Genomic DNA, 13,618 nt, shown 5'->3' on the forward strand with positions numbered 1-13,618 from the left:
TCGAGGCGTTGGGCGACTTCGCCGGCGACCTCGGCGCGCTTGATGGAGTCGATGGAGAGGTCGGCTTCGAGGTCGAGGTCGAGTTCGATGAGGTCGACGGGGTAGCCGGTGCGCTCGCTGATCACCGCGAGGATGGCGTTCTGGAACTCGGCGACGCTCGGCCCGGTGGCCACCGGCACCGCGGCCGGAACCGGAGCGGGAGCGGGGGCCGGCGCGGGGATGATGGGCCCGACGGCGGGCGAGACCGGGACGACGGCCGGGGCCACCGGCCGCGCCGGCGCGATGGTCGTGGCCAGGGCCGACCCGCCGTTGGTCGCCAGCGCCACGGTCGGCACGGGGGCCGCCGTGGGCGCGGTCGCCGGGGGCCGCGGGGCGGCGGGCACGGGGGTCGCGGCCGGCGGGGCGACGGCGGGCGCCGCCGACGCCTGCGGCAGCGCGGCCGGCGTGTGGCCCTCGACCCGGTACGCCTCGGCGGGCTGCCAGACGAGCCGGCCGCCGCTGCCCGAGCCGCCGCTGCCGGGGTCGCCGAGGAAGGCGAGCATCACGTCGCGCTGGGAGGCGATCATGTCCCGGGTGGCGCGCAGGTACTCGTTGAGCAGCTCGCCACGGATGTCCTGGCCGCCGGCGTCGGGGCCGGTGCCGGTGGGGGTACCGGTGACGGCACCGTTCGCTGGGGTCATCGACAACTCCTTGATCCGTCGGGGAGGGGTCATGCCACCGGGAAGACAGTTGCCGTGCTGGTCCCGGACGAGCAGCCCGTCGACCGTCCAGATCGGACGACGGGTCGGTGCGGTGGCGGGCGCGTCGGCGGCGACCCGGCCGTGGAAGAGCCAGTCGGGGCGCACCGGCACGCCGGCGCAGGCGAGCTCCCCGACCGAGATCAGGAAGCCGCGCAGCCCCTCCTCGGGCCCGCGCTCGCAGGCGACCGCCCGGTGCGGCCGGTCGCCGAGCACGGCCTTGACCAGGCGGGTGAGCACCTGGCCGGGGCCCACCTCGACGAACACGCGGGCGCCGGCGGCGTACATCGCCTCGACCTGCTCGACGAAGCGGACCGGGGCGCCGATCTGCTCGGCGAGATGGTGGCGCACCTGGTCGGCGTCGCCGGAGTAGCGCGCGGCGGTCAGGTTGGACCAGACCGGGATGCGCGGCTCGGCGATCCGGTGGGCGGCGAGTACGTCGGCGAAGGTCTCCACCGCGCCGGCCACCACCGGGCTGTGGAAGGCGCAGGCGACCGAGAGGGCCTTGGCCGACAGCCCGGCCTCCTTGAGCGCGACCACCGCCGACTGCACCTTCGCGGTCGGCCCGGAGACCACCACCTGCGTCGGGGAGTTGCGGTTGGCCAGCACGACCTCGCTGGTCAGCCCGGCGCTGGCGAGGACACCGGCGACGTCGTCGGCGGAGGCGTTGACGGCCGCCATGGTGCCTGGGTCCTCCCCGGCGGCGCCCAGGATCGACGCTGCCCGTTCCCGGCTCAGCGCCATGAGCGTGGGCGCGTCGAAGGCGCCGGCCACGCAGAGCCCGACCAGCTCGCCGTAGCTGTGGCCGGCGGTCATGTCCGGGCGTACGCCGAGGCGGCGCAGCAGGTGGTCGACGGCGAGCCCGCCGATGCCCAGCACGGGCTGGGCGACCCGGGTGTCGCGGACCCGCTCCTCCTGCTCGCGCCGCGACGACTGGTCGAAGGCGGCGGCGGGGAAGAGCAGCTCGGCCGCGTCGCGGTCGAGTTCGAGGTAGTGCCGCAGCTCCGGGAAGGCGACGAAGATCTCCGCGAGGGCGCCGGGGCGCTGGCTGCCCTGCCCGGGGAAGAGGAACGCGACTTGGCCCGGCCCGACCGGCTCGACCTCGTCCGGCTGCACCAGGCCCCGCGCCGGGTCGTGCTCGCCGGCCAGCGCCCGGTGCAGCAGCGTCTCCAGCTCGGTCAGGTCCCGGGCGACGATCGCCACCCGGGTGGGGCCGGAGCGGCCGGCGGACTTCGCGGCCACCGAGGCGGCCAGCTCGGCGAGGCGTCCCGGGCGGTCCCGCCCGGCGTCGCCGGCGAGGCCGTCGAGCAGCTGCCGGACCGACTGGTGGGCCGCGGCCCGGTCGAGGCCCCGGAAGCAGAACAGCTCCGCCGGCCAGATCCGTCGGCCGTGCCGGGGCTCCGGGGCGCCGGCGTGGGCGCTGAGCACGACGTGGAAGTTGGTGCCGCCGAAGCCGAAGGCGCTCACCCCGGCGATCCGCTCCTCGGCGGGGGCCGGCCAGGGGCGGGCCTCGGTGTAGAAGGCGAACGGGCTCTGCTGCGGGTGCCAGGCCGGGTTGGGACGCTTCAGGTGGATCGTCGGCGGCCGGACGCCGTGGTACAGCGACAGGGCCGCCTTGATCACGCCGGCCAGCCCGGCGGCGCACTTGGTGTGCCCGATCTGCGACTTCACCGACCCGAGCGCGCAGCCGCCCGGCTCCGCGCCGGCATCGACGAACATCCGGGTCAGGGTCTCCAGCTCGGTGCGGTCGCCGACGACGGTGCCGGTGCCGTGCGCCTCCACCAGGCCGACGTCGCGCGGGGAGACGCCACTGCGGCGGTACGCGCGGTCCAGCGCCCGGCGCTGGCCGTCGGGGCGGGGGGCGGTCAGGCCGAGGGCGCGGCCGTCGCTGGCCCCGCCGAGTCCCTTGATCACGCCGTAGATCCGGTCGCCGTCGCGCTCGGCGTCGGCCAGCCGCTTGAGGACGACGCAGGCTACGCCCTCGCCGAGGGCGATGCCGTCGCCGGTGCTGTCGAAGGGCCGCGACCGGCCGGTCGGGGACAGCGCGTGCGCCGAGGTGAACATCAGGTAGTCGTTGACGCCGTTGTGCAGGTCGGCGCCGCCGCAGATCATCATGTCGCTGTCGCCGCTGACCAGTTCCTTGCAGGCGGCGTCCATGGCGGCCAGCGAGGAGGCGCAGGCGGCGTCGATGGTGTAGTTCGGCCCGCCCAGGTCGAGGCGGTTGGCGACCCGACCGGCGATGACGTTGGCCAGCACGCCGGGGAAGCTGTCCTCGGTGACCGTGGGCAGCAGGTCCTGCATCTCGTCGGGCACCTCGCCGAGGTACGCCGGCAGCATGGTGCGCAGGGTCTGCGCGTGGCCCATGTCGCTGCCGGCCTCCGCGCCGAAGACGACGCCGGTGCGGGAGTGGTCGACCCCGGCGGCGTCGTGCGGGTAGCCGGCGTCGAGCAGTGCCCGGTGCGAGACCTCCAGGGCGAGCAGCTGAGTCGGGTCGATGCTGCCCAGCGCCGTCGGCGGGATGCCGTAGCCGATGGCGTCGAAGGGCACCGGCTCGATGAAACCGCCCCACTTGGAGACGCTGATCCGGCCGGTCTGGCCCGGCCCGACCTCCGGGGCGTAGTAGAGGTCGGTGTCCCAGCGCTCGGCGGGGACCTCGGTGACCGCGTCGGCGCCGGTGAGCACGGTGCGCCAGAAGCTGTCCAGGTCGGGGGAGCCGGGCAGCATGCAGGCCATCCCGACGATGGCGATGTCCAGCGGCGCGGGGCGCTCCTCGATCTCGGCGGGCGGGGCGAACCGGGCGCGCAGCGCGTCGAGCCGGGCGGCGTGCAGGTCGCGGGCCTCGGAGCTGACGGCGTCGTGCAGGCCCGCCACGGTGGTGGCGGCGTCGCGCAGCACGGCGACCTGCCCGGCCATGAACAGCCCCTCGGCGGCCTGGACGCCCTCGTCCACCGTCTCGATGGTCTCGCCGTTGCGCTTGAGGCCCTTGCTGGCGATCCGCAGCCGGCCGACGTTGAGCAGTTCGAGCTGCTCCCACACCTCGCGATTCTCCGCGCCGGCCTGCTCCAGCTGGGCGCGCAGCGCGTGGAAGTCGTCGACGAACGGGGTGTGCAGGCAGCGCGTGACGTGGCCCGGCGCGGTCTCCAGCAGGGCGGTCCGCTCGGCGGTGAGCGCCTCCCGCTGGAACAGCGGCTGGACCGCACCGTGCTCCACCGCCTCGGCGGTGAACAGGTACGCGGTGCCCATGAGCACGCCGATGCGGGCCCCCCGGCGCGCCAGCGGCGCGGCCATCGCGGCGACCATCGCCGCCGAGCGGGCGTCGTGGACGCCACCGGCGAAGAGGACCTGGAGCTGCGCGGCGGCACCCGGTTCGCCGTCGAGGTACTCCTCGAGCACCAGCAGCTGCGCCTCCCACAGCGGGAAGCTGAACCGGGGGCCGATGTGCCCGCCGCACTCGGCGCCCTCGAAGATGAACTTCCTCGCCCCGGAGCGCAGGAACTGCCGCAGCAGGCCGGGGGAGGGCACGTGCAGGAAGGTGCTGATCCCCTGCTCCTCCAGCGCCTTGGCCTGCGGCGGCCGGCCGCCCGCGATGATCGCGAAGCCGGGGCGGATCTCCTGGATGACCGCCAGCTGCGCGGCGCGCAGCTCCTCGGGGGCGAAGCCGAGCACGCCGACCCCCCAGGGCCGGTCGCCGAGCCGCGCGGCGGTCTCGGTGAGCATCCGGCGGCACTGCTCCGCGGAGTTCAGGGCGAGCGCGATGAAGGGCAGGGCGCCGCCGTCGGCGACCGCGGCGGCGAAGCCCGCCTCGTCGCTGACCCGGGTCATCGGGCCCTGGGCGACGGGCACCCGCACCCCGAGCGCCTCGGCCAGCGGGGCGCCGGGCAGCAGCAGCGTGCCCGCCTCGGGGTCGTCGGCGGCGTCGAGCATGATGGCCCGCATGGCCCGCACCGCGCTGGCGGTGTCGGCCCAGCGGTCGGCGAAGACGGCGGCGAGCCAGCCGTCCTGACCGATGGGCAGCAGCTCCGACCGCACGTCGTGCTGGCCGCCCCGGCGCATCCCCCGGGCCCCGTCGGCGAGCACCGTCTCCGAGCCGTCCATGCGCCGGATCGCGGCCTTGACGTCGGCCGGCAGTTCGGACTCGGGCATCAGGGCGAGCTGGGTGTCCAGGACGATGCCGGCGGCCCCGCCGACGAGGCAGGCCCCGGCGGTGCGCGGGCCGATGCCGCCGGCCACCCAGACCGGCAGGTCGACGGTGTCGTCGGCGACGAGCCGCTGGAGCAGGACGAAGGAGCTGAGGTCGCTGACCCGGCCCCCGCCCTCCAGGCCCCGGGCGATCAGCCCGTGCGCTCCGCCCGCCGCGGCGGCGCGGGCCTCCTCCCGGCTCGTGACCTCCACGATCACCCGGTACCTCGGGGTGATCTCGGCCAGGGACCAGGGGCTGTCGGAGGTGACCACCACTAGGTCGACCCGCCCGCGTGCGGCGTGGTCGACCTCGTCCGGTGTGGCCAGGCAGCCGGCCGGCACCCGGACGCCGATCGGCCCGGGGGACCAGGAGGCGGCCTGGGTCAGCGCGCGCAGCGACCAGTCGTCGCCGCCGGCCAGGTCGAGCACGCCCAGCCCGCCGCCGGCGCAGGCGGCGGCGGTGATCCGTGGGCCGGGCTCCAGTGCGCCGGCAGGGTTGACAACCATGATCAGGTCGCGCGTGTGCGGTGCAGTACTCATCAGGCTCCCACTTCGGTCGCGAGAAGATCGCGGGGCGACGGGCTGGACCGGCCGGCCGTACCACCGGCGCTCGGGCCCTAATTTGCGGCAGTCAATGTCGCGCTCGGTCATAACGTAGCGTCGCCCAGTTACGGCCCGGTTAAATCTGACCAACCTGATCGGGGAGGTGAAGATTTCCTACTAAGGCGGCGGGATTTGCCGCCGAGGTGGCCAGGCAAAATGGCCGCGAGGCGGGGCGGCGGGGGGCGCGAACGGTGCCTCCCGCCGCCGTGCGGCGATTGTCGAGTTCATTACGAAATTGTTTTACGTGCTCCGAGCATTCCCTGGCTGTGGGTGATTTTAGTCGTTCTGTCTCACGATGTGGAACGGGTCTTGCCAGGGGTTGCGCGCTGCCTCAACGATCCCTGTCAATGTCGTCATCGCTATTACCCATCGATTAAGTTCGACATTCACCGAAAGTGAGGTGAGCTTCGCCGGGCGATCAGCGAACGCCCTGGTGGGTGACCTGTTGTGACCCGCGTCACCCTGACTGCGGTAACCGACGCGGGCCGCATCGAGTGTGGTCGGCCACAGGAGGCGAGTTCAGCGACGGCCTTGCCGGCGGTCGCGCTGGACGAGCCGATACCGCGACCGGGCGGCGGCACCACAGCTCTGCTTAACGAGCGTTTTACCCAATCTGTCGGAATGATTAGCGCGGAGTTGCCCGTCAATGGGGCAGTCGCCGTCGCCTACGACAATCCCTGTACCTGCACAGACTCGGCTCGCCGGGACGGTGCGGTCCGCCTCGACCGTCGTCACCGCCCGGCACTGCCAGACCCCCTTTTGTCTTTCGGATCGGCGGTTATTGTGCGTAAACTCCTTCTCCTCGCCCTTGTGGGACTCGGTGCGCAACTGGTAGACGGCAGCCTCGGCATGGCCTACGGCGTGACGTCGACAACACTGCTCCTCGCCATCAACACCAGCGCCGCGAGCGCTTCCGCAACTGTTCACCTGGCCGAGATCGGCACCACCCTCGTCTCCGGCGCCGCACACTGGCGCTTCGGCAACGTCGACTGGACGGTGGTCCGCAGGGTCGGCGTGCCGGGGGCCCTCGGCGCCTTCGCCGGCGCCACGTTCCTGTCCAGCCTCTCCACCGCGACCGCGGCCCCGATCATGTCGCTGATCCTGCTCACCCTCGGGGTGTACGTGCTGGTCCGGTTCACCGTCTCCGGGCTGCCCCGCGACCGGGTCGGGCTGCCCCTGCGCAAGCGCTTCCTCGGCCCGCTGGGCCTCGTGGCCGGCTTCGTCGACGCCACCGGCGGCGGCGGTTGGGGCCCGGTCGGCACCCCCGCCATCCTGGCCAGCGGACGGATGGAGCCGCGCCGCGTGATCGGTTCCATCGACACCAGCGAGTTCCTGGTGGCGATCGCCGCCAGCGCCGGGTTCCTGGTCGGGATCGGCTCGGAGAACATCAACTTCGGCTGGGTGGGCGCGCTGCTGCTCGGTGGCATGATCGCCGCGCCGATCGCCGCCTGGCTGGTGCGGATGGTGCCGCCGCGGGTTCTCGGCTCCGCCGTCGGCGGTGTCATCATCCTCACCAACGTGCGGACCCTGCTGCTCAGCGACTGGATCGACGCCCCCACCGGCGTCCGGTACGCCAGCTATCTCGTCATCGTGGCCGCCTGGGCGGCGGCGGTGGCCTGGTCGGTGCGCCAGCACCTGGCGGACCGGACCGTCGAGCCGGTCGTGGCCGGGGACGGCCCCGGGGAGCCCGCCACCGCGACGAGCTGACCACCCACCGGGCCTGCCGCAGCCGGCGGGGCGGGCCGGTGTGGGTCGCCGGCACGGGGAGTCGTACCCGGACCCCCGTGCCGGCGACCGGCGTTGCGGGATCGTGACGAGGGCGCGCACCGGCAGCGGCGCGCGCCCTCGCAGGCGGTGGTGGCGCAGTGCCCGCCACCGGGTGAGATCAGGAGACCGAGCAGGCCACCCCGTTGAGGGTGAACGAGGCCGGCTTGGCGGTGTTGCCGGTGTGGTTGGCCTGGAAGCCGATGCTGACCGACGTGTTCGGCGCGATCGCGCCGTTGTACGAGACGTTACGGGCGGTCACCGCGCCGCTGGTGGGGGAGTAGGTGGCGTTCCAGCCGCTGGTGATGGTCTGCCCGCCCGGCAGCGTGAACGCCAGGCTCCAGCCGTTGACCGTCGCGCCGCTGGTGTTGGTGATCGTGACGGCGGCGGTCAGGCCGGTGTTCCAGGCGTTGACGGCGTACCCGACGGCGCAGCCCCCGCCGGCCGGCGGGGTGGTCGGCGGCGGAGTCGTGGGCGGCGGGGTGGTCGGCGGCGGGGTGGTGGGCGGCGGCGTCGTCGGCGGGGCCGTGGTGGGCGGCGGCGTGGTGGGCGGGGTGGCGCTGTCCAGGCCGAAGAACCGGATGGCCTGGGCGGCGTCGACGGGCAGGTTGTGCGAGACCCCGGCCATGCTGATCGCCTCGACCGGCGCCATGGTGCCGCTGCCGCCGTAGCGGGTGCGGGTGTAGCCGGACTGCGGAGTGTCGGTGTAGGTCGGGGTCTGGCTCAGCCCGTGCACGTTCGTCCACTGCTTGACCTCTTCGCCGAAGTTCGGGTAGCGGAGGGTCTCGTCGTTCGTGCCGTGCCACAGCTGCATCCGGGGCCGCTTGCCCGTGTAGCCCGGGTAGGCGTTGCGGACCAGGTCGCCCCACTGCTGGGCCGTCTTGGTGATCTGCCCGTTGGCGCACTCGCTGTTCCACTCCGAGCCGTTCGTGGTGGCGAAGCAGCCGAACGGGACCCCGGCGAAGGCCGCACCTGCGGCGAACACGTCGGGGTAGAGCCCGAGCAGGACGTTGGTCATCATCGCGCCGGAGGAGACGCCGGTGGCGAAGATCCGGTCGGCGTCGACGGGGTACCGCGCCCGGACGTAGTCGATCATCGACTTGATGCCCACCGGGTCGCTGCCGCCGTCACGGCGCAGCGCCTGCGGGGAGGAGACGTCGAAGCACTGGCTGCTGCGGGTCACCGACGGGTAGATGACGATGTAGCCGTACTGGTTGGCCAGCTCGTCGAACTGGGCGCCGTTGAAGAACGCCGGGCCGGTGCCGGTGCAGTAGTGGACGGCGACCAGCAGGCCCGGCCGGGGCGCGACCCGGTCCGGCACGTACAGGTACATGCGCAGGTTGCTGGGGTTCGCGCCGAAGTTGGTGACCTCGGTCAGCGCCGCCGCCGAGGCGGGCGCGGGCACCGTGACGGCCGCCAGCGCGGCCACCGCGGCGGCCACCAGGGCGGCGCCCAGCAGCTTCATCCTTGATCTCATGGGGCAGGTTCCTCCGGAGAGTGCCGATGGGGCGAGGTTCCGATCGGGGCTGCCCGGCGCCCGATCATGTCCGGCTCAGGAACGTCCATCAGTATGTATAGATGTCGTGAGGGTGGCAACCAGCGGAAGTTTCGAGGGCCGCAAGCGGCTAGGGTAGGGCTTCGGTGTGCCGGGAAGTCTGGTCGGCGACGAGACGATGCTGCCCTGCCGACGAGGAGTTCCCCGTGACCGACGCCCCCCGGCGCCGCGCCAGCCTGTTCGCCCGACGCTCCTGGGGCGAGACCAGCCGCATCTTCGGCATCCTGCGCAAGGAGACCGTGGGCGGGGCGCTCCTGCTGGTCGGCGCGGTGCTGGCCCTGATCTGGTCCAACTCCCCCTGGGCCGACGGATACCAGGCGCTGCGGGATCTCCGGGTGGGCCCGGCGGCGCTGCACCTGGATCTCAGCCTGGCCACCTGGGCCGCCGACGGCCTGCTGGCGATCTTCTTCTTCGTCGCCGGGCTGGAGCTCAAGCGCGAGTTCGTCGCCGGGGACCTGCGGGACCCGCGCCGCGCGGCGGTGCCGGTGGCCGCCGCCGTGGGCGGCGTGCTCGTGCCCGCCCTCCTCTACGTCCTCATCGCCGGCGGTGACGCCGCGCAGGGCTGGGCGATCCCCACCGCGACCGACATCGCCTTCGCCCTGGCCGTGCTCGCCGTCGTCGGCCGCTTCCTGCCCTCCGCGCTGCGCACCTTCCTGCTCACCCTCGCGGTGGTCGACGACCTGCTCGCCATCGTGATCATCGCCGTCTTCTACACCTCCGACCTGGCCGTCGGGCCGCTGCTGGGCGCGCTGGTCCCGCTGGCGGTCTTCGGGCTGCTGGTGCAGCGCCGGGTCCGGTCCTGGTGGCTGCTGCTGCCGCTGGCCGTCGTGACCTGGGTGCTGATGCATGCCTCCGGGGTGCACGCCACCGTCGCCGGCGTGCTGCTGGCGTTCACCGTCCCGGTGGTCCGCAGCCGGGCCGCGGGCGGCCCGGACGCCGGGCCCGGCCTGGCCGAGCACTTCGAGCACCGGTTCCGGCCCGTCTCCGCCGGGGTCGCGGTGCCGGTCTTCGCGTTCCTCTCCGCCGGTGTCACCGTCGGCGGCCTCACCGGCCTCGCCACCGCCCTGACCGACCGGGTCGCCGTCGGGATCGTCGTCGGCCTGGTGCTCGGCAAGCCGATCGGCATCATGGCGGCGACCTGGCTGGTGTCCCGGTTCACCCGCGCCGACCTCGACGAGGGGCTGAACTGGCTCGACGTGTTCGGCCTGGCGCTGCTGGGCGGCATCGGGTTCACCGTCTCCCTGCTCATCGGCGAACTCGCCTTCGGCCTGGGCAGCGAGCGCGACGACCACGTCAAGGTCGCCGTGCTCACCGGGTCCGTGCTCGCCGCCGGCCTGGCCAGCGTCATCCTGCGCGCCCGCAGCCGGGCCTACCGACGGGTGCACGCGGCCGAGACCGTCGACCGCGACCGCGACGGGGTGCCCGACGTCTACCAGGCGCAGCCCGACCGGTCGGCCTGAGCCGACCCCGCTCCGCGCCCCGTCACCGGGCCGGCGCGGGTTCGGCCGCCGTCAGGGCGGCGCCGGCCGCCGCCAGAGCCTCCTGCTGGTCGGCGAAGGTCGGGAAGAGCCCGTCGAGCCGCATGGTGTGCAGGACGGTGCGGACGAAGCGGGACGGGGCGGCGAGACACAGGACGACGCCCCGCTGCCGGGCCTCCTGGTGGGCCCGCACCAGCAGCCCCAGCCCGGCCGGGTCGATCTGGTCCACGCCGTGCAGGTCCACCACGGCCCGCCCGTCGAACTCGACCGCGTCGCGCAGGGCGGCGCGCAGCCGGTCCTCGCCGTGGCCGGGCGCCTCGTCGCAGCCGTCGACCTGGTCGAGCCCGAGGAGTTGACCCGGCGCCGGTCCGGCGATGCTGCACGGCGGGCACCGGTGGGGGCCGACGGCGAACGGTGAGCCGCTCCAGCCGTGCTCGGACACCAGCGTCCAGACGACCTCGGCGTCGGGCAGCACGCACGCGTTGCCGGTGGTCGTGTCGCCGCAGTCGTCGCAGATCAGCGTCATCAGGCGATCGTCCGGTACGACCGTCATCCGGCCTCCTCTCCTCGGCGGCGGCAGCCCCCACCCTGGTACGCGGGTTTGGAGGGCACCTCCCGGTTCCATGACGGTTGTGTGACGAAACCGCTCTCACCTGGACCGGTGCCGTCGTGGCCGCGCCCGGCGGCGGGCCGGGACGGCGGCGGAGGTTTCGCCTTCGGGACGCTGCGGGCAAGGAGGGCAGGAGGCGGGATCACTCCCGCGCTTCGGTGACGGAGGGGGACCGGGTCCATGACCAGATCCAGGATGGTCGGTGCCGTGCTCGCGATCGCGCTCGCCGGCGCCGCCGGCTGCGGCGCCGGCGACAGCGTCGACGTGGACGGGGCCGGCGACACCGGCGGCAAGGGCTCCGGCGGCACGCTGAACGCCGCCATCGGCGGGGAACCGGACCAGCTCGACCCCCACCGGACCTCCGCCTACTACAGCTTCCAGGTGCTGGAGAACGTCTACGACACCCTCGTCGAGCCGGGCCCCGACCTGCGGATGGGCCCCTCGCTGGCGACGAAGTGGACCACCAGCGCCGACCAGCTCACCTGGACCTTCATCCTCCGCGAGGGCGTGCGCTTCTCCGACGGGTCGCCGCTGACCTCCGAGGACGTCGTCTACTCCTACGAGCGGATCATCTCCGAGAAGCTGAACCAGTCGTACCGGTTCGAGACCGTGAAGTCCGTGACCGCCCCCGACCCGACCACCGTGGTCGTCGCGCTCACCAAGCCCACCCCGAACCTGCTGGCCAGCCTCGGCGGTTTCAAGGGCGTCGCGATCGTCGACAAGGCCAACGTGGAGTCCGGGGCGATCAAGACCAAGCCGGTGGGCAGCGGGCCGTTCGCCGTCGCCGGCTACACCTCCGGCGACAGCATCCAGCTCACCCGCAACGACAACTACTGGGGCGCGAAGCCGAAGCTCGACGGGGTCCGGTTCACCTTCGTCAAGGACCCCACGGTCGCCCTGCAGAACCTGCGCGGCGGCGAGGTCCAGTGGACCGACAACCTGCCGCCCCAGCAGATCGCGGCGCTGAAGGAGAACGGCGGCGACGTGACCGTCGAGTCGCGGTCGTCGACCGACTACTGGTACCTCGCCCTCAACGAGGGCCGCAAGCCGTACGACGACGTGAACGTGCGCCGCGCGATCGCGTTCGCCCTGGACCGGGACGCGATCGCGAAGGCGGCCAAGTTCGGCCAGGCCACGGTCAACCAGACCGCGATCCCGAAGGGCAGCTCCTGGCACTTCGAGTACGCGCCGTACCGGCACGACCCCGCGCAGGCCCGGCAACTGCTCGGCCAGGCCGGCGTCAGCGGGCTGACCCTCGACCTGATGGTGACCACCGAGTACCCCGAGACGGTCAGCGCGGCCCAGGTCATCGCCGCCCAGCTCTCCGACGTCGGGATCACCGTGAAGATCCGCACCCTCGACTTCGCCCAATGGCTCGACGAGCAGGGCCGGGGCGCCTTCGACGCGTTCCTGCTCGGCTGGCTCGGCAACATCGACCCGGACGAGTTCTACTACGCCCAGCACCGCACCGGCGCGACGTTCAACTTCCACAAGTACAGCAACCCCACCGTCGACAGGCTCCTCGACGCCGGCCGCACCGAGACCGACCCGGCGGCCCGCAAGCGGACGTACGACCAGGCGGCGAAGCAGATCGTCGACGACGCCAGCTATGTCTACCTCTACAACCCCGACGTGGTGCAGGGCTGGTCGAAGCAGGTGACCGGATACCAGGTCCGCTCCGACCGGGCCATCCGGTTCCGCGACGTCGGCCTCGACAGGTGAGCTGACGGGGGCCCGCCATGACACGCTTCGTCCTGCGCCGGCTGCTCCAGTCGGCCGTCGTCCTGCTCGGGGTGACGCTCGTCGTCTTCCTGCTGCTCCAGCTCGTCCCCGGCGACCCCGTCCGGGTCGCCCTCGGCACCCGCTTCGACCAGCAGACCTACGACGCGCTGCGGGAACGCTCCGGCCTCGACCGGCCGCTGGTCGCGCAGTACGTCAGCTACGTCGGCCACGCGCTCACCGGCGACCTCGGGGTGAGCTTCCGCAGCGGCCAGCCGGTCACCACGATCGTGCTGGAGCGGTTGCCGGCGACGCTGTCGCTGGCGGTGACCGCCGTGCTGCTCGCCCTGCTCGTGGCGTTCCCGCTGGGCGTGCTCTCCGCCGTGCGCAGCGGCTCGGCCCTCGACCACGCCGCCCGGGTGTTCAGCCAGTTCGGCGTGTCGGTGCCCGACTTCTGGATGGGCATCATGGGCATCCTGCTCTTCGCCGGGGTGCTCGGCTGGCTGCCGCCGTCGGGCTACGTGGCCCTCACCGAGGACCCGGCGCGGTGGGCGTCGCACGTGATCCTGCCGGCGACGGCCGTGGGGCTGGTCACCGCCTCGATCCTCACCCGGTTCATCCGCTCCTCCGTGCTGGAGGTGCTCTCCGAGGACTACGTGCGCACCGCCGAGGCCAAGGGCCTGCGCGCCCGGGTCGTGGTCGTCCGGCACGTGCTGCGCAACGCGCTGATCCCCGTGGTCACCGTCGTGGCGGTGCAGTTGGCCAGCCTCGTCGGCGGGGTGATCGTGATCGAGGTGCTGTTCGCCTGGCCGGGGGTCGGCCGGCTCACCTACGACGCCGTCCAGGCCCGCGACTACCCGGTGCTGCAGGGCGCGGTGCTCTTCGTCGCCGCCCTGTTCCTGCTGATGAACCTGCTGGTGGACGTCCTCTACGCCCGCCTCGACCCGCGGATCGGGCTGCGGTGAGCGGCGGA

General features: G+C 73.3%; 7 protein-coding genes. 4 read left to right on the plus strand and 3 right to left on the minus strand.

Going from position 1 to position 13,618, the window contains the following annotated elements; genetic code table 11:
* The coding region (locus LPA42_RS29245; protein WP_228987008.1) for a type I polyketide synthase at positions 1–5,456 on the minus strand (5,456 nt) is incomplete at its 3' end.
* Between the two features lie 846 nt (positions 5,457–6,302).
* Here LPA42_RS29245 and LPA42_RS29250 point away from each other — a divergent pair.
* Complete coding sequence (locus LPA42_RS29250; RefSeq protein WP_077937639.1) at positions 6,303–7,226, plus strand: sulfite exporter TauE/SafE family protein; 924 nt, start codon at positions 6,303–6,305, stop codon at positions 7,224–7,226.
* Between the two features lie 178 nt (positions 7,227–7,404).
* Here the strand turns inward: LPA42_RS29250 and LPA42_RS29255 are convergent, their stop codons facing one another.
* Positions 7,405–8,760, minus strand: coding sequence for a PHB depolymerase family esterase (locus LPA42_RS29255; protein ID WP_043963279.1), 1,356 nt, complete (start codon positions 8,758–8,760; stop codon positions 7,405–7,407).
* A 224-nt stretch (positions 8,761–8,984) separates the two neighbouring features.
* On the opposite strand from LPA42_RS29255, the gene nhaA reads away from it, so the two are divergent.
* Positions 8,985–10,298 carry a Na+/H+ antiporter NhaA gene (gene nhaA / locus LPA42_RS29260; RefSeq protein WP_077937640.1) on the plus strand — a complete coding sequence of 438 codons (1,314 nt, stop codon included), beginning with the start codon at positions 8,985–8,987 and terminating at the stop codon, positions 10,296–10,298.
* Between the two features lie 22 nt (positions 10,299–10,320).
* Here nhaA and LPA42_RS29265 read toward each other — a convergent pair whose 3' ends face one another.
* Positions 10,321–10,869, minus strand: coding sequence for an STAS domain-containing protein (locus LPA42_RS29265; RefSeq protein WP_077937641.1), 549 nt, complete (start codon positions 10,867–10,869; stop codon positions 10,321–10,323).
* 237 nt (positions 10,870–11,106) lie between these two features.
* Between LPA42_RS29265 and LPA42_RS29270 the strand changes: the two genes are divergently transcribed.
* Positions 11,107–12,648 (plus strand): ABC transporter substrate-binding protein, encoded by a 1,542-nt coding sequence (locus LPA42_RS29270; RefSeq protein WP_077937642.1) that lies wholly within the window; start codon positions 11,107–11,109, stop codon positions 12,646–12,648.
* 17 nt (positions 12,649–12,665) lie between these two features.
* Entirely contained in the window at positions 12,666–13,610 is a 945-nt protein-coding gene (locus LPA42_RS29275) for an ABC transporter permease (RefSeq protein ID WP_077937643.1), read from the plus strand.
* Positions 13,611–13,618 lie beyond the last annotated feature (8 nt).

It is taken from the genome of Micromonospora sp. DH13 (assembly GCF_020873825.1).
GTDB lineage: Bacteria > Actinomycetota > Actinomycetes > Mycobacteriales > Micromonosporaceae > Micromonospora > Micromonospora haikouensis.

Excerpts from the sequence above, each read along its gene's own strand:
- LPA42_RS29255 (WP_043963279.1), bottom strand. The coding sequence starts at position 8,760 with ATGAGATCAAGGATGAAGCTGCTGGGCGCCGCCCTGGTGGCCGCCGCG.
- LPA42_RS29265 (WP_077937641.1), bottom strand. The coding sequence starts at position 10,869 with ATGACGGTCGTACCGGACGATCGCCTGATGACGCTGATCTGCGACGAC.
- LPA42_RS29270 (WP_077937642.1), top strand. The coding sequence starts at position 11,107 with ATGACCAGATCCAGGATGGTCGGTGCCGTGCTCGCGATCGCGCTCGCC.
- LPA42_RS29275 (WP_077937643.1), top strand. The coding sequence starts at position 12,666 with ATGACACGCTTCGTCCTGCGCCGGCTGCTCCAGTCGGCCGTCGTCCTG.